Source organism: Vibrio sp. 10N.261.46.A3, assembly GCF_041472995.1.
Lineage (GTDB): Bacteria > Pseudomonadota > Gammaproteobacteria > Enterobacterales > Vibrionaceae > Vibrio > Vibrio coralliirubri.
Window position 1 is genome coordinate 27,747 of the sequence record NZ_JBFRRH010000049.1, and the last position, 16,416, is coordinate 44,162.

Annotated in this window: 18 protein-coding genes and 1 pseudogene; 18 read left to right on the plus strand and 1 reads right to left on the minus strand. The window is 46.8% G+C overall.

Annotation, left to right across the window (positions count from 1 at the left end; all coding sequences use genetic code 11):
- The 18 genes and pseudogenes from AB4484_RS13065 to AB4484_RS13150 form a co-directional block, all read left to right on the plus strand.
- On the plus strand, nucleotides 1-429 hold a 429-nt coding region (locus AB4484_RS13065; protein WP_372078577.1), incomplete at its 5' end, for a hypothetical protein.
- A gap of 24 nt (nucleotides 430-453) precedes the next feature.
- Nucleotides 454-888, plus strand: a complete 435-nt coding sequence (locus AB4484_RS13070) for a gp436 family protein (protein ID WP_016076426.1) — start codon at nucleotides 454-456, stop codon at nucleotides 886-888.
- A complete protein-coding gene (locus AB4484_RS13075; RefSeq protein WP_372078579.1) occupies nucleotides 888-1,430 on the plus strand; it encodes a phage virion morphogenesis protein in 543 nt (180 codons plus the stop codon). The genes AB4484_RS13070 and AB4484_RS13075 overlap by 1 nt, the downstream gene beginning before the upstream one ends.
- The gene (locus AB4484_RS13080; protein WP_372078580.1) at nucleotides 1,423-2,013 is read left to right on the plus strand and encodes a hypothetical protein; all 591 of its coding nucleotides are present in this window, start codon (nucleotides 1,423-1,425) and stop codon (nucleotides 2,011-2,013) included. The genes AB4484_RS13075 and AB4484_RS13080 overlap by 8 nt, the downstream gene beginning before the upstream one ends.
- A 27-nt stretch (nucleotides 2,014-2,040) precedes the next feature.
- The gene (locus tag AB4484_RS13085) at nucleotides 2,041-2,322 is read left to right on the plus strand and encodes a DUF2635 domain-containing protein (protein ID WP_372078582.1); all 282 of its coding nucleotides are present in this window, start codon (nucleotides 2,041-2,043) and stop codon (nucleotides 2,320-2,322) included.
- 2 nt (nucleotides 2,323-2,324) lie between these two features.
- Nucleotides 2,325-3,803: a phage tail sheath subtilisin-like domain-containing protein gene (locus AB4484_RS13090; protein ID WP_372078583.1), complete on the plus strand. Its 1,479-nt coding sequence runs from the start codon at nucleotides 2,325-2,327 to the stop codon at nucleotides 3,801-3,803.
- Between the two features lie 15 nt (nucleotides 3,804-3,818).
- Nucleotides 3,819-4,172, plus strand: a complete 354-nt coding sequence (locus AB4484_RS13095; protein ID WP_372078585.1) for a phage tail tube protein — start codon at nucleotides 3,819-3,821, stop codon at nucleotides 4,170-4,172.
- The gene (locus AB4484_RS13100; RefSeq protein WP_372078587.1) at nucleotides 4,172-4,543 is read left to right on the plus strand and encodes a phage tail assembly protein; all 372 of its coding nucleotides are present in this window, start codon (nucleotides 4,172-4,174) and stop codon (nucleotides 4,541-4,543) included. Before AB4484_RS13095 ends, AB4484_RS13100 begins: the two co-directional genes overlap by 1 nt.
- A gap of 236 nt (nucleotides 4,544-4,779) precedes the next feature.
- Nucleotides 4,780-5,670, plus strand: a pseudogene (locus AB4484_RS13105) (tape measure protein); the annotation flags it as partial.
- 629 nt (nucleotides 5,671-6,299) lie between these two features.
- The gene (locus tag AB4484_RS13110; RefSeq protein WP_372078589.1) at nucleotides 6,300-7,619 is read left to right on the plus strand and encodes a DNA circularization protein; all 1,320 of its coding nucleotides are present in this window, start codon (nucleotides 6,300-6,302) and stop codon (nucleotides 7,617-7,619) included.
- Nucleotides 7,616-8,725 carry a phage baseplate assembly protein gene (locus tag AB4484_RS13115; protein WP_372078591.1) on the plus strand — a complete coding sequence of 370 codons (1,110 nt, stop codon included), beginning with the start codon at nucleotides 7,616-7,618 and terminating at the stop codon, nucleotides 8,723-8,725. The genes AB4484_RS13110 and AB4484_RS13115 overlap by 4 nt, the downstream gene beginning before the upstream one ends.
- Entirely contained in the window at nucleotides 8,722-9,327 is a 606-nt protein-coding gene (locus AB4484_RS13120; RefSeq protein ID WP_372078593.1) for a phage baseplate assembly protein V, read from the plus strand. Before AB4484_RS13115 ends, AB4484_RS13120 begins: the two co-directional genes overlap by 4 nt.
- 2 nt (nucleotides 9,328-9,329) lie before the next feature.
- A complete protein-coding gene (locus AB4484_RS13125) occupies nucleotides 9,330-9,785 on the plus strand; it encodes a phage GP46 family protein (RefSeq protein WP_372078595.1) in 456 nt (151 codons plus the stop codon).
- The gene (locus AB4484_RS13130) at nucleotides 9,775-10,842 is read left to right on the plus strand and encodes a baseplate J/gp47 family protein (protein ID WP_102554409.1); all 1,068 of its coding nucleotides are present in this window, start codon (nucleotides 9,775-9,777) and stop codon (nucleotides 10,840-10,842) included. Before AB4484_RS13125 ends, AB4484_RS13130 begins: the two co-directional genes overlap by 11 nt.
- A complete protein-coding gene (locus AB4484_RS13135) occupies nucleotides 10,827-11,414 on the plus strand; it encodes a YmfQ family protein (RefSeq protein ID WP_372078597.1) in 588 nt (195 codons plus the stop codon). The genes AB4484_RS13130 and AB4484_RS13135 overlap by 16 nt, the downstream gene beginning before the upstream one ends.
- Nucleotides 11,414-12,136 (plus strand): hypothetical protein, encoded by a 723-nt coding sequence (locus AB4484_RS13140; protein ID WP_372078598.1) that lies wholly within the window; start codon nucleotides 11,414-11,416, stop codon nucleotides 12,134-12,136. The genes AB4484_RS13135 and AB4484_RS13140 overlap by 1 nt, the downstream gene beginning before the upstream one ends.
- Before the next feature lie 9 nt (nucleotides 12,137-12,145).
- Nucleotides 12,146-12,835, plus strand: coding sequence for a DUF4376 domain-containing protein (locus tag AB4484_RS13145; protein ID WP_372078599.1), 690 nt, complete (start codon nucleotides 12,146-12,148; stop codon nucleotides 12,833-12,835).
- Between the two features lie 125 nt (nucleotides 12,836-12,960).
- Complete coding sequence (locus AB4484_RS13150; RefSeq protein ID WP_372078600.1) at nucleotides 12,961-15,375, plus strand: GH36-type glycosyl hydrolase domain-containing protein; 2,415 nt, start codon at nucleotides 12,961-12,963, stop codon at nucleotides 15,373-15,375.
- 73 nt (nucleotides 15,376-15,448) lie between these two features.
- Here AB4484_RS13150 and AB4484_RS13155 read toward each other — a convergent pair whose 3' ends face one another.
- The gene (locus AB4484_RS13155; RefSeq protein WP_372078602.1) at nucleotides 15,449-16,396 is read right to left on the minus strand and encodes an aldose 1-epimerase; all 948 of its coding nucleotides are present in this window, start codon (nucleotides 16,394-16,396) and stop codon (nucleotides 15,449-15,451) included.
- Between the last annotated feature and the right edge of the window lie 20 nt (nucleotides 16,397-16,416).

Consider the following 16,416-nt stretch of genomic DNA (forward strand, 5'->3'; position numbering starts at 1 on the left):
GCGGAAGCTGAAGCTAAAGCAAAATTAGAAGCCGAAGCTAAGGCGGAAGCTGAAGCTAAAGCTAAATTAGAAGCCGACAAAAGCAAAGGTGATCAAATTGTACAAGTGGATTCAAAGAAAGATGATGTGGTTCATCCTGGGGATGGCGTTGACGCTATCGGTATTCTTGGCGCTTTCAAAGTATGCGCTAAATCAGATGCTGGGTTTTGGCGCTCAGGCGTTCAGTTCCATCGTCTCCAAGAAAAGCTGGTGCTTGTGGTGGAACAAGAGCCGGATGCGTCTGCGCGAGTTCATGCGAAAGATCATGAACCAGAGTGCGTGGTGTTCCTCTCTCCTGAAAAGGCGAAGCGCGTACACGACGAGCCGCACCTAACGGTCGAAGTTGTTGAGCTTGAAGACGTACTCGATCTTCAAGACATGCAGCAATAACGTTTTTAAAAGGTAGTAAATACGATGGCAACTTACGCAACCAAACAAGACCTACTTGATCGTGATGAGCAGATGCTGTGGAACTTTGCGGTAGACCGCACCACAGGCGAACTCAACGATGTTTGGATTAACCAGGCATTAGACCAAGCTGATGAAGAGATTAACTCTTTCTTAGGTCGTCGTTATGTTCTGCCACTGCCGACTGTGCCAGGCATGTTGAATAAGGTTGCCATCACTATTGCGTTCTACTGGTTAGCCGACCGTGACCAACAGGCCACGAACCTACTAGAAGAGCGCTACAAGATGCAGCTTGAAACCCTGCGTGAAATTGCCAATGGCAAGCGCGAACTTGGTTTGCCAACCATCGAAGCCCCAAGCGAAAGCAGTGTGGGCAAGGTTGAGCTGATTCAAGAGAACGAGCGTCAGTTCACTCGCAACAGTTTGAGAGGCGTCTTGTAATGTCGATTGGTGTTCAAGTGACGGGAACGCAAGAGCTTGAGCGCTATCAACAGCTGCTTGAAACCCTAAGCGACCCAAAGCACAAAATGGAACTTTTGGATAGTTTAGGGAGTGTTGTAGAAAACCAAACTACGAGAAGAATTGCCGATGAGAAAACGTCACCTGATGGTCAGCGTTGGGATGATTGGTCTAGCAGTTATGCGAAGACTCGACATGGAAACCAATCCCTATTGGTTGGTGAAGGAGACTTGCGAGACTCAATTACTTTCCAAGTGGAACGAAACCAAGTTCGAGTTGGATCACCATTGGCTTACGCTGGCGTTCATCAAGATGGATTTTCTGGTCCGGTTCAAGTGTCTGCTCATACGCGCCTTATCACACAAGCCTTTGGTAAAGCGATTCCTCAGAGAACTCAATTCATCTCGTCTTTCACTCGTATGATGAACATACCGCAGCGAGAATTTTTAGGGTTAAGTACCGACAACCAAGCGGATGTGTATACGGTTATCGGTAACTTCTGGAAGGAGTTAATGAATGTCTAGACCCGACTTTACCACCAGTGGTTCTACCGTTTGGGCCGTGAATGAAATCGTTCAGTACCTTAAGCCAAAGCTTGAAGGTGGTGTGCGTGAAATAGAAAAGATCCAAACCGTTGAGTGCCACATTGGCCGCTTTGACAAGGCGGATGATATTAAGCGCTGGATGTCGAATCGTGACGGTGGCGTTCGTATTGCTGCCCTACGTGTTCCGCAATATGAAACTGTGGGTAATCGCTTAATTGGTAACGTTAACCTGGTGGCCTATGTGCTTACCACTGACCAGTTCGGTTACGAAAAAGACCTACGTGCCGAAGTGGTCGCAGGAAAATTGGTGCGTGAACTGGTGGATAGAAGCGCACTGCCAACGGCCTATGGTCGCGTTGAAAACGTACGCAGTGACAATTTATACAGCGGTGAAATTGACAAGCTTGGTATTGCTATCTGGTCGGTCACTTGGTCGCAGCAATGGTACTTAGATGAAGAGATTGATCTCAGTACGTTAGATGACTTCATTACCTTTGGTTTGAAAGGTGAAATCGCAGATGGCGCACCCACCATTGATGGTGAAGTGAAGCTGCCTCAATAAACCGTGACAAAAATATAGGACTTAATCATGTCGTTAAAAAAGAATCTGATCCCCATTAAACCCAAGAACGCCGAAGTGCCAGTACGCAAACCTGAAGGTGGTTTTGTTAACGCAGCTGGTGAAGAAGTCGAACGCACAGGCTACTGGGTTCGAAGAATTAATGATGGCGACGTGGTGCTAGTCCCTCAAAAAGATTGGGATGCAGCCAAGGCGGCACTGGCAAAAGAAAAAGCCGATGCCATCGAGCAACAAAAGAAAGCGCTGGCGAAAGAAGCCAAGGCTACAACCTCTAAAACTGAAGGAGAATAAGCATGTCATTGGGCTCTATTCCTAACGATATTCGAGTACCACTCGTTTATATCGAGATCGACAACAGCGAAGCGAATTCAGGCACACCCGCTTTGGCTCAAAAAGTATTAGTACTTGGCCAACAGCTGGCAACGGGCAGTGCTGACGCACTTACGCTGAATCGTATTACCACAAGTGAAAGCCAAATGGATGACCTTTATGGTAAAGGTTCAATGCTTTCTCGTTCGCTTAAGAAGTTCCGCAAAACCAATGAATATACAGACGTGTATGCATTGGGTGTGGCTGACTTAGCAGCAAGTGCGGCTAAGGGTGAGATTGCTGTTACGGCAACCACGGTTAAGGCAGGTGTGATCGCGTTATTGATTGCTGGCGAAAGCGTGCAGGTAACGGTGAAAGACACTGACGATGCTGATTCTATTGCGACGGCCATCATTGCTAAGGTGAATGCTGATACCAACCTGCCTGTTACTGCTGCTTTGAAAACAGCTGAGACAGATATTGTAGAGCTGACGTGTAAATGGACAGGTATTACGGGCGATGATATCGATATCCGTTACAACTACTACGACGGTGAGTTTTTGCCTAGTGGCGTGACTATTGCGATTACTGCCATGACAGGCGGTGCAGGAACGCCAGACATGAGCGCTGTTATCGCGGCGATTCCGAACGAATGGTACAACCATTACGTGATGCCATTTAACGATACCCAATCAATGAATGACCTACGTGACGAGCTGATTAATCGTTGGGGCCCACTCAAGATGATAGAAGGCATTGCTTATACCGCGTTCCGTGGCACCTTTGCTGAGACGGGTGCGTTTGGCTCTGCGCGTAATGACTTCTTGTTTACGTGTATGGGTACGAACAGTTCGCCAAACTCGCCTTGGGAATTCGCTGCCGCTTATGCAGGCCGTGCGTCTTACTCGCTTGGTATTGACCCTGCCCGCCCACTTCAAACGTTAGTGCTAACCAGTTTGCTGCCACCGGCTAAAACCGCACAGTGGGACATGACCGAACGCAACCTGCTTCTGCACGATGGCATTGCAACCTATTCCGTTACGCCAGGTAATGAAATTGCAATTGAGCGTGAAGTGTCAATGTACCGTGAGAACGTGTATGGCGACCCAGACCCAAGTTACCTCGATATCACGACACCAGCGACATTGGGTTACTTGCGTTACTCACTTCGAACCATGGTGACTAACCGATTCCCTCGCCATAAGTTGGCAGGTGACGATGTGCTTGATCGCCTTGACCCTGGTCAGCCAGTGGTGACACCAAAGATTATGCGCAATGCCGTGTTAGAGCTTGCCAATACTGACTGGGTACCAAGTGGTTTGATGGAAGACTTCGATGGTTTCAAAGAGACGTTGGAAGTGTATCGAGACACAAGTGATCAGAACCGTTTGAACTGTGTGTTCAAGCCGGACATTGTGAATCAGTTCCGTATCTTCGCCGCACTAATGCAGTTCAAACTTTAATAGGGAGTACGCACCATGGGACAAATCCTTGGTCAAGTTGTTGTTCGTGCTAACAGCAAACAACTCAAAACAAAGAAGGGTTCAACTTTGAACCCAGGTGGTTACAATCATGTATCTCACCCTGGTCCAAACCGTATTTGGGGTAAGTCGAAAGAGTTCGTTGCCGCGACAGTAGCGGTAGTGATTGCGGCAGATGAAGATGTCGATGTGGTGGAAATCAATAGCATCACAGACGCAACGCTAACATGGGAAGGCGACAACGGTGTTGACTACATGATTACAGGTGCATCACCACAAGCCCCTTTCCAGTTAAGTGACTCTGGTGATATCACTGGCACGTTCGAAGGCAACCCAGCGGAGAGAATCTAATGGCCGTTCTCACTTTTGATCTTAAAGATGGACTTAAGTCTGGAGAAACTACTGGGTTTGAAGTGGGCCTTCGAGAGCTTACCCCTAGAGACGTTTTTGACGCTCAATTAGCTTCTGAAAAGCTTGGGCTGATTGAGGGGCGTCCATACGCTTATACCAGTAATGTTCAAATGGGGATGGAGTTACTTTGTCGCCAAGTGGGATTTATTGGAAAGGTTCAAGGGCCATTCTCTGCAAAAGAGTTGCTCAAGTTATCACAAGATGATTTTAACCTTATTCAATTAAAAGCTTCTGAACTGGATGCTGTAATGGTTCCAGAAGAAGTGACGGAGGCTCTCGAATCGCGGGGGCGATCTGAAGTCGCTGACTAAACCACTTAGAACCTTGCTCCTTAACATGGGGGCAAGGTATCCAGTCAGCGATTTAAAATCCCTTCCTATACGTCATATTTTTGAAATGCTACCGCCGCTTATTGAAGGAACAGAGCATGGCTAAAAAACTTGAAACCGATATTGTTCTTAATTTACAAGGCAACCTAGCTTCTAAGGCGAGTAAATATTCACAGTCAATATCCACACTTGGTAAAAAAAGCCAAAGTGCATTCAATATGATGGAACAGTCCGCTAAATCTGCAAGTAAAGGTATAGACACTTTTGGTAACCGTACCATTGTTGGCGCGGGTGCGGTGGCTTTTGCCTTTGAAAGAACCTTTATTAAAACGGCCGCGGAGTTTGAGCGTTACCAAGTGATGCTTAATAAGCTGCAAGGCTCAGAGGAAGGCGGAGCGAAAGCTCTAGAGTGGATTGAGGACTTTACTCAAAATACCCCTTATGCAGTAAATGAAGTCACTCAATCGTTTGTGAAGCTTAAGGCTTTCGGTCTCGATCCTATGGATGGAACAATGCAAGCTATCGCTGACCAAGCCTCAATGATGGGTGGGACTGCTGAATCTGTAGATGGAATTGCTACAGCTCTTGGGCAAGCCTGGACTAAAGGAAAACTGCAAGGTGAAGAAGCGCTTCAGTTGCTAGAGCGTGGCGTTCCAGTTTGGGACTACTTAAACAAGGTTTCTAAAGAACTTGGTCATAACAATGGCCTAGGTCTAACAGCTGCTCAACTTCAAGACATGGCGTCTAAGGGGGAATTAGGTCGTGACACTATCAAGCGCTTGATCGAGGAGATGGGTAAAGCGTCTGAAGGCTCTGCGAAGAAGCAAATGGAGACGTGGAACGGCATGGTCTCAAATATGGGCGATCATTGGTCTGTTTTCCAAAAAGACGTAATGGAAAGCGGTGCGTTTGATGTACTGAAAGATGAGCTTGGCACTTTTTTATCGATGCTCGATGAAATGAAAGAAACAGGTGAGTATGACGAGCTTGTTCAAACGGTAGGTACAGACCTAGTTGACGCTTTTAGAGCTGCTGCTGATTTTGCTGGTGCAGTAAAAGATGTCGGGCAAGAGCTACTTCCAGTATTGCGTGCTATCGGTAATGGAGCTTCAGCAATCAGTGAGGCCGTTGGTGGCTATGGGAATTTGGCTAAGATTTTAGCTTCAGTTTATGCCTTGAATAAAGCGATCAGAATTGGAGCTCCATTGTTGAAAGGTGCTGCTGGGCTTATTGGTAAAAGTTCTGGAGGAAAAGCTGGGAAAGTTGCAGAGAAGTTAGGTGCAATGCCTGTTTATGTCATAAATATGCCAAGTGGCGGCATGGGTGGTTTAGGCGGAGACATTGAAGCTTCTGGTGGTAAAGGCGGTAAAGGTTCAAAAACCAAATCGAGCATTAAGAAAGTAGGTAGCGCAGCTATGGCATTAAGCCCGTTGGCTGTTATGACGTTGTTAGGTAGTGCAAAAGATTATGATCCTAAAAACCCTATGTTTCCAACATTGGATTTTGGTCAAGAAAGTAATAAGAAAACACCACCGCCAAACGTTACCGATGCAACCGCTCGATTCAATGAAGCATTTAAGAGACCTCAGTCAGCTTTTGAATTGGCAGGGCAAGCGCCTACTGGCAATGTTAATTTAAAAATTGAGGTGTCAGATGAACGCATTAAGGTTACGCCAACTTATGCGGCTTCTGGTATTACTATCGACCCAGATACGGGTACAAATTAAAGGGGCTTTAAATGGCATTTGAAGATCGTTTAACCGCCTCTATTCGGGGTGTTGAATTTTTCCTAGATGATGCAAGTGGTGACTTTGGTCGCCGTGCTATCCCTCATGCTTACCCTAAGCGTGAACAAGGCTATACCGAAGATAACGGTAAAGTGCTTCAACAAGAAATGATTAATGGCCGCACTGTGGGTGATGGCTACTTTGAGAAACTACAACAAATCATTGAAGCGATTAATACACCAGGGCCGTGTGAACTGATTCACCCTTGGTTTGGCGTTCGTAAGGTTCAGGTTGGCAAAGGCAGCTTTAAGTTAGTCAATAAAACAGACGGTTTAGCCACGTTTAGCTTTGAGGTGTTTGAGCAAGGTGAAAACCTATTCCCGAATTCAAAGCGCGATACCGCAAGCCAGGTGCAAGGTGAATCAACCAAGTCACAAGATGCGGCTAATGATGCCTTTGAGAAAGAATTTGATGAGACGGCCACGGAAGGTGTGGGCGATATGGTTGATCAGTTCTTAGATGACTTGGATGAATTCACTCGTGGTTTGCCATCACTACCTAGTGAGCTGCGTGAGTGGACAGATCGCCTTATGCGCACCAAAGATTCCATTGGCAACCTATTAGCCTACCCTGGTGAATTAGCGCGTGAAACCATGGGCCTGTTGGAAGACGTGAAAGGCGTGGTCACTGACCCTATTCGCGCCCTCGATGTTTACCAGAACGTGCAAAACCGTTGGGATGGTATGCGAGCTGAACTGGCTGTTACTGGTGGTTTAAGCCGTAACATCGATAGCGCTGATGGCTTCGCAAGTTCGGTGCCTAGTGTGGCTAACCCTGTGAAGCAACAAGCCGTGCTAAATAATGCCGATGCGTACAAGCGCTTGATTATGAATTCAGCAACTGTATCTAAGGCTTCTGCAATGGGTGACGCCGATATTGGTGTTGATTTGATTGATACCGATGAGTCGATTAATAGCCTTTCAGGTGCTGACCGTAAAGCCGTATTAACGGGTGAGCAGTACAAGAAGATGGGGTATGACATTGCCAATGAGTTAGCGGAGCTTTCTGCAAATGCCGTTGAACTTGGTGACTCTGCTGTGTGGCGTCAGTTTCGTGTGCTACGTCAAGCGGTGCTGGCTGATACCAGAGCAAGAGCCGAGCTTTTGCCTCAGTTAAGTATTTACACGCCCACCAGTACGGTGCCTGTTTCTTTGGTGGCATGGCAAGAGAACGGCGACACTGAAACGCGCCAGAGCATAGTGCGTCGTAATGGTCTTTCTAATCCGTCTTTTATCTTGCCTTCAGATTCCATTGAGGTGATTAGTTCATGACAACGCAGTTAGATGAAATTGTATTGAAAGCTGGCGGCAATGTTTACGGTGGCTGGACTAAGGTCAGCGTGACTCGCTCAATCAATGCGATGTCTGGTTCATTTGATTTAGAACTGACTTGGAAGTGGCAAGGCTCTGATGATAAATACAAAGCCTTTATGGAGCCGATTCAGCAAGGTCAGCCTTGTGTGATTGAAATTGGTGGTGAGCGCGTGATTACGGGCTATGTGGATGATTGGGTGCCTAGCTACGATGCAAACCAGGTGATGATATCGGTGAGTGGTCGAGACAAAACCGCTGACCTAGTGGATTGCTCGATTGACTACCCTTCAGGGCAGTTCAACAACCAAACGTTAACCCAGATTGCTAACGTGGTGTGTAAGCCTTTCGGTATCAAAGTGATCGTGAATACCGATGTGGGCGCGGCGTTCCCTCGTATTCAAATCGAGCAAGGTGAAACACCACATGAGCTGCTTGCTCGTCTAGCGCGTCAGCGTGGTGTGCTGCTAACCAGTGACACGTTTGGCAACCTTGTGATCGTGCGTAGAAGTACAGAGCGTGCGGGTGTGTCTTTAATCCTTGGTGAGAATGTGAAAGCTGCGCGTGGTCGCTTCAGCTGGCGTCAGCGTTTTAGCTATTACAAAATAAAAGCCGTCGGCCCTGCATTTGGTGGCTTTGATTCAGATGATGCTATTTCGGTAGGTGGTATTGAGGCGAATGTTAGCGATGCAGATATTACACGTTATCGCCCGATGATTATTGTTAATGAAGAAGTGACCACAGCGGAAGGTGCAGCCAAACGTGGGCAATGGGAACGCCAACGTAGCATTGCTATATCTAATGGTGCAGAGTACACGGTGACAGGGTGGCGAATCCCGCAAACGGGCAAGCTATGGAACTTCAATACGGTAGTGCCAGTTCAAGATGAGATTGTGGGTTTGGATGAAGAGATGCTGATTTCCTCGATCATGTTTAGCGAAGATGTTTCAGGTCGTATTGCTGTGATTAGTGTGGTTAAGCCTGAGTCTTTTGATATACCCGCGGAAGCTGCAAAGAATACCTCTTTAAAATACTCTTGGAAGAAAGCTCAAGGACAAGCCGAATGATTACAATGAGACATGTCGAGAAGTTACTTTCACCAATCAAACGCCGTATCACTGGCATGGTTACCCGTGCGTTAGTTTCTGGAGTTGTGGAAGACTTACAGCGTCAGAATATTCAGGTGCAGCTTCATTCTGAAGAATCTGCGGATGACATCGAGCGCTTTCAAAATTACGGTTGCAGTTCGTTCCCACCTATAGGCTCTGAAGCCATTCTTGCGGCTATTGGTGGAAATCTAGGTAACTTGGTTGCTGTGGCCGTCGAAGATAAAAAATATCGTCCAAAGGGTGAAAGCGGTGACGTTTTCCTCTACCATTTGGAAGGTCATAAAATCCGCTTAACCAAAGATGGCAAGGTGGTTGTTACAGCAACCGACGTTATTTTTGAAGCCGCTAATTCCTTTACTATTATTTCCCCTGAAACATTGATTCAAGGCCCTTTGCATGTGACAGGTGGGATATCTACAGACCTTGGTATTTTTGCTACTGGCGGCATTACATCTGCCAGCGTTGTTAGCGGTTTAGATTTAACCGCAGGCGGCTTTAGCTACCTTGGCCACTTCCACAAAGATGCAGAGAACAGGAATACTTCAGCACCAGTGGGTTAACTATGAGCGTGAGCATCGTGTTCGACATGATGAAAAACACAGGAATCATTATCGAGGGCGGAAGTGTCGCAGATGACACAGTTTCAGCCCTCGTTTTGATCTCGTTGTTTACCGATGCACGCGCCGATACTTCAGACCGCTTACCCGACGATTCAAACGACTTTAGAGGCTGGCCTGGTGACACGTTTTACGATGCACCATGGGGCTCTAAACTTTGGTTGCTTTACCGTGAAAAACTGACTACTGATGTGCGCAATCGTGCGGTGAAATACGCAGAGGATGCACTGGCTTGGATGTTGGTTGATAGCGGTGATGGCCAGATGGCAAAAAGCGTGTCTGTGATTGGCTCTATTCCTCGTTTTCAAACCCTTGCCTTGTCTATCAATATCACCAAACCAGACAACGAAGTCATCTCACTGACCGTTATGAAACGATGGGAGGCGCAACGTGCCGTTTAACGTTCCTACGCTACGCCAGCTTATTGAAAGCGGTTTAATCGATATTGAAGCCTCATTAGATGAGGTTTTACCTAAGTTTGGTATTGAGCAAGCGCTTAACTCTTCTGTGAGTGGCAGCGTTCGTGATCTCTACGATTACCAATCTTGGATCGTGCGTCAAATCATCCCTTCCACTGAATCTGAAGACCAGACCATCATCGATGCAGCACGCTATGAAGGCGTGATTCAAAAGCTTGCAACGAATGCCGCTGGCCCCGTTACTTTTACAGGTAGTGTGCCTATTCCCGTTGGTACTGTGATGACGCATTCTGATGGCCGCTTATATCGAGTGACGCTATCTAATGCTCCAGACAGTGGCAGCGTTTTGGTGGAAGTAGAAGCGGAAGAATCAGGCGCAGCGGGTAATCTCGCGGCAGGTGAAACGCTGACGTTAGTGTCTACCGTGCCAGGTATTCAACCTAATGGTGTGACAGGTGAAATTTCAGGTGGTGCGGAAATAGAATCCGTTGCTGAAGTGCTTGAGCGTTTGTTGTTTCGTAAGCGTAATCCACCTATGGGCGGTGCGGTGCATGACTACGTGGCATGGTGCCGTGAAGTGGCTGGTGTCACGCGTGCATGGGCTATCGATGCCTATCAAGGCGGCTCGACGGTTGGCTATGCGTTTGTCTTTGATGGCCGTACCGATATTCTGCCTAATGTCACCGACCAACAAGCGATGTCTGATTACATTTATCGCCATAAAGACCCAGCAACTGGCAGTGACGTTGGTCGCCCTGCTGGCATCGAGCCAGTGCCTATTCCGTTAACGCTGAAAGTGACTGATTTAGACATCAATATCACCCCAGATAACACAGAGCTTCGCGCCAGTGTGCAGACCAGTATCAACAGCTATTTTAAAACGTTAAGCCCCGCTAGTACGCTGCTTGTAAGTGCAGTGCGCACCGCTATAGGTTCAGTACCAGGTATTGAAGACTATTCGCTAGATCTGAATGCTGATGTTCCTGCTGCATCGAATGAGTTACATGAGCTTGGAGTGATCACATGGGCCACTCTGTAGAGCAATGGACAAACTCAATCATGGCGCAAATGCCACGAGGTATCTTGTGGCAGCGTTCAGCATCTCTAGACCTTCATAAATACGCGGCAGGCTATGCACCAAGACTAGAAGCGGTAGAGGTTAGCGCAGACAGTTTACTGTTAGAAATGCGCCCTGAAACTACTCAGCAACTACTAGACGAATGGGCAGAGTATTTAGGGCTTCCAGAGTGCCAAGTTCAAAACCAAGCGTTTGAATCACGCCGTGCGGCTGTAGTTGAAAAGTATCACCGTAAAGGTGGTTTACAAGCATGGAACATCGACAAGCTTGGTGCTGATTTGGGCTTTGATATCGAGGTAGAAGAAATCTTCCCTCACCACTGTTTACGTGGTTGTACTTATCCGCTCTATGAAGAGAAGTACCGCCACTTATTACGTATTCGCGTCAAAGGCATTACACAAGCTTACGCAACGTGCCTAGACGATTGTTTAACCCCGTTAGTATCTCAAACCGCCGCTATTCTGGAATGTACGCTAAACCAGTTCAAGTTAGGCGGTAAGTACTATGAATTCATCTATGAGGAGAGCGTGTAATGCACTATCTCAATAATGGCTCTCAGGTCGAGAACGTCCCACCACTCAAGCCAAGAGTTGGTACGGCTGGATACTTCAGTGAGAGCAATGACAATGGCGCACCAAGCTATCCAGGGCAAGATTGGTTTAATGCAGTGATTCGTGAGTTTCAGACTGCGTTATCGGCTAAGGGGGTTGCGTTTGACCCAGATAAGTTCGATCACCTTCAGAAACTACTTGAAGCTTCGGCGGTTAATTCTCTTCAATATCGAGTCGGTCAAAAGGCCGAAATCCACTCTTCACAAATCCCTGATTGGTTATTGAAGGCTGATGGTTCCATTGTTTCGAGAACAGTAGATGATGTGCTGTGGGCTCATGCTTCAACCAGTGGACTTGTTATTGCTCAAGCAACTAAAGATGCCAGTCCAGAGCAATATGCGATGTATTACGGTGATGGAGATGGTTCGACTACGTTTAGTCTTCCTAACTGGTACTTGGGACATTTCGCGCGTGGTAATCCTTCTGGTGTGGCTTTGGGTGAGACCTTGGAGTCTCAAAATAAAGCCCATAATCACGCGATATCAGCACCAACTTCCATAGCGGCATCAGGGGGTTCCACTGGCATCATATTGTCAGCAAGCGGACCTGCAAATTGGAGTACTACATCGGAAGGCGGAGCTGAAGCAAGACCAAAGTCAGGGCACATTAACATTTGTATTGAACGTGGAAAAATCCCAGCATAGAGGTATCAGATGAATCAAGCAGCACACCATTATCATCCAAGCACATTACTATACACACACTCAACTGCACTTAGTGTTCCAGCAGGATATGACATACCTCTAGTGCCGCAATGTGCTTTGCTAGCTCCTCTTCCGTCATATGACCCTAGCACACAAGATTTAAAAGCTAATGTAAAAGACGGCGAATGGCAGGTGTTAGACAAGTACAAAGCAGTTACGGCTTATCATAAGCAAACTAATATTCATAAAGAGTTTGATGATAAGACTTTGGTGACTGATGAATACACACTTAAAGAGTCACCAACCCCTTACCATGACTTTGTTGGTAGTGATTGGGTTGCGAGCAAAGAAAAAGCAGCAAATGCAAAGCGTGCTGAGATAAACAGTTGGCGTACAGCTTTAGAAGGTGATGAATTTCAAACGGTCGATGCCCTTGATAGTGAGTGGGATTCAGGGCCTAGTGCTCGTTTACGTATCGATTCAACGCTACTGACAGCTGTGATGCCCCCGTACTGGACTGATGCTAACAATGTAGATCATGAAGGTATGACACTTGAAGAATTGAAACAGGTGAAGATTGCTATTAGCGAACTTGGTTTTGCTATCCACGATAGGCAGCGCACCATGAAGAAAGAAGTTGAAGCGCTAACAGACTTTGATGAGATTCTTAACTACCCAGTTGGCTGGCCACAAAGTTAAACATTCTTTAAACACTATCTAAGCCTATCATTTTGAGCATTTACAGTTGTGCGCAATTTGCTAGGCTTTGTTGTTCATATCGCGAGGCGCGCTACATCCTGATTTGGGAGGGGCTAGGGATAGTGATGATGAAATTCGGATATTTTGACGATAAAAACAAAGAATACGTAGCAACCACACCGTGTACACCGATCAAATGGTGTAACTATGTGGGCACATTAGATTTCGGTGGCATTGTAGATAGCAACGGCGGCGTATTGTTGTGTAAGGGCGATCCTGCACTCAACCGTATCACTAAGTACATTGCACAACTGCCAAACTCTGATTTTAAAGGCTCGACCCTTTACCTAAAAGTACGTGATGAAGCGGGCAACGTAGAGGTGTTCTCACCTTTTTACACACCGACTCTGAAGCCTCTTGATAAGTTTGAAAACCACACCGGTTTGTCTTACACCACCATCATTGCGGAAGCGTTTGGTGTGCGTTGTGAAGCGACCTTCTTCGTACCAAAAGCTGACCAAGTACTGCTGCAAGACATCAAGGTCACCAACATTTCAGATAAAGCGCTGCACGTTGATGTGGTGCCTGTATACGAATTCACGCACTTCGATGCACTTAAGCAACTACTGAATGCCGATTGGGTTCCACAAACTATGACGCTTAAAGCGCACCAACAAGAGTCGGGTCATACCGTGCTTGAGCAGTATGCTTTCATGAAGCGCGATTACGCGGTGAATCTGATGACAGCGGATCGTCCAGCGACGTCTTTTGATGGTGACCGCCAATCGTTCTTAGGCAATTTGGGCTACGGTACATGGGCAGCGCCAGAAGCACTAAACAATGATGAATTAGGCAACACCGAGTGTTTGCGTGGCGACAACATTGGTGCACTTAACCTTCGCCTTGGTTGGTTATCTCCAGAGCAGACAGAACGCACGGTTGTACAAATCGCACAAGAAGAGAGCCTCGAAGTAGCATTGCCTCTATTAGCTAAATATCGCGACCACCAAGTGGTTGACTCGGCTTTCGCTGAACTGGCTGAACACTGGGATGGCTACCTACAAGCGGTTCAGGTTGAAACGCCAGATCCTGCGATGAACTCGATGTTGAACGTACATAACCCACGTCAGTGTCACACAACCAAAAACTGGTCTCGTTACCTGTCTCTTTACCAGCTTGGTTATGGGGCTCGAGGTATCGGTTTCCGTGACTCTTCGCAAGATACGTTGGGCGTGATTACTCACATGCCAGAAGAGGCGCGTGAGTTCATTGAGCGTCTATTGTCTGTTCAGAACACTAACGGTTCTGCGATGCACCAGTTCTTCCCATCAACGATGGAAGCGAACGCGGGTGACTCTCGTGAAGAGGAAGATCGCCCTGACTATTACGGCGATGATCACCTGTGGATCATCTACGCGGTGACGCAATATGTGAAAGAAACGGGTAATGCAGACTTCTTGAATAAAGAGATCCCGTTCTATCAAAAAGACAAAGCGGGCAACCCAGTTGAAACGGGAACGGTTTGGAACCACCTGTGCCGCGCGATTGAATTTACCTACACCAATACTGGTGAGCACGGCCTACCGTTACTAGGTTTTGCTGACTGGAATGACACGGTGAACCTGCCAACCGGTGCTGAGTCGATGATGGTGGCTAACATGTACGGCAAAGCATTGCTCGACATGTTGGACTTGTGTGAACTGCGTGGCGAAGCGCAACTGACGGCTAAGTTTAAAGATCAGTACCAACAGATGCAGAGCACGGTGAATGAGTGTGGTTGGGATGGGGAGTGGTTTGTTCGTTACTTTGATGAGCAAGGTTTACCAATCGGCTCTCATAAAAACGAGCAAGGGCAGATTTACACCAACGGTCAAAGCTGGCCTGTGATCTCTGGTTTCGCAACACAAGAGCGTGCAACGCAAGCGCTAGACTCGGTTTACAACAAACTAAACACCACCAATGGCATCAAGCTTTCAACACCGGGCTACAACGGTTTTGATCCACAGCTAGGTGGCGTATCAACATACCCACCAGGTGCGAAAGAGAACGGCGGTATCTTCTTGCATTCAAACCCATGGGTGATGATCGCAGAAGCGAAAATGGGTAACGGTGAACGTGCTTACGAGTACTACCGTCAGATTAATCCTGCTTCTAAGAACGACGACATTGATACCTTTGAATCTGAACCATACTGCTACCCACAAAACATTTTGGGTGATGAACATAAGCAGTTTGGTTTAGGCCGAAATGCATGGCTTTCAGGTACTTCATCTTGGACATACGTTGCGGGTACGCAATGGATTCTGGGTGTTCGCCCTGAAGTGGATGGCTTGCTGGTGGACCCATGTATTCCGGCTGAGTGGCCTGAGTTCAAAGTATGTCGTCAGTTCCGTGGTGCGACTTATCATATTCATGTCACTAACCCGAATAACGTGTGTAAGGGTGTGGTTGAAATGAAGGTCAATGGTGACCTGATTTCAGGTAATAAAGCGCCAGTGTTTACCTCTGGTGAGCACATCATCGAGGTGGTTTTAGGTTAACAAAGAGAAGGGCGCGTTATGCGCCCTTTATTGCTTTTTGGTTTCTCTTTAGTGTCGCTTTATTTTGGTTGCATCACTGTGGTTGATAGCTGGCTTGGCATTGCCAAATGAAGGTCTGAGATTGGTTCGGGCTAAGCGTCAACAAGCCTATCTGGTTATTGAATGCATCAGCAGGGCAGGTCATTGGTTCTATTGCAATACTTTGCTCACTCGTGGGCGTGTATAGCTGAACGAATGGGTAGCTCGCATCTTGTTGATAGTGAATCGCGGCAGACAAATCTGAGCGTGTAAACGTAAGTTGATTGGTTGTTTTGGGATCAAATTCGAAGCAGTGATTCAAGCTTTGATTGGTGAGTGAACCACCCAAAGACAAACAGTCAAAGGCGCGCTTCTCCCCATTGGGTAGATCGTTCACATGTATGACTTCGGAACACGGTGACATGGAAAGTTCGCATTGTGCCAGTTCCGTACCGAGTGAAAAGTAAGGGTGCCAAGCATCACCGAATGGGAAGGCTGAATCGCCAAGGTTAGAGACGATTGTTGAAGAGGTAAGCTTGCCCGTAACGTCGATTGCGAAGGTGACATCAAGGCTGAAAGAAAACGGGAAAGCAGGATGCAATGATGACGTTTGATACTGCAACGTCACACTGGCGGATTCTTCAGTAACTACGCTGTTTGTGATTGAAAACGGTTGGTTGTAGAGCAGGCCATGTACGGCGTGATCAGACCAAGGAAAGTTAGCTGGGAGTTGATGGTTTTGGTCATCGAAACTGTAACGACCTAAGTTTAAACGGTTTGGAAAAGGGAATAATTTAGCACTGCGGGAAAAGAACGGATGTTGGTTGATCAGTTCATCATAATTCTGATAACCACAAATAAAAGAGAATGGACTGTTGTTGACAATATATTTATTTATAACAGCGCCAAATCCATTGATTATTTGAAGTTCTATACCATGTTGGTGGTTTATTAATGTGACTGAGTCAATATTTCCAAATTTTTCATTTATAATTTTAAACATGTTGATGTCTCCATTTTAAA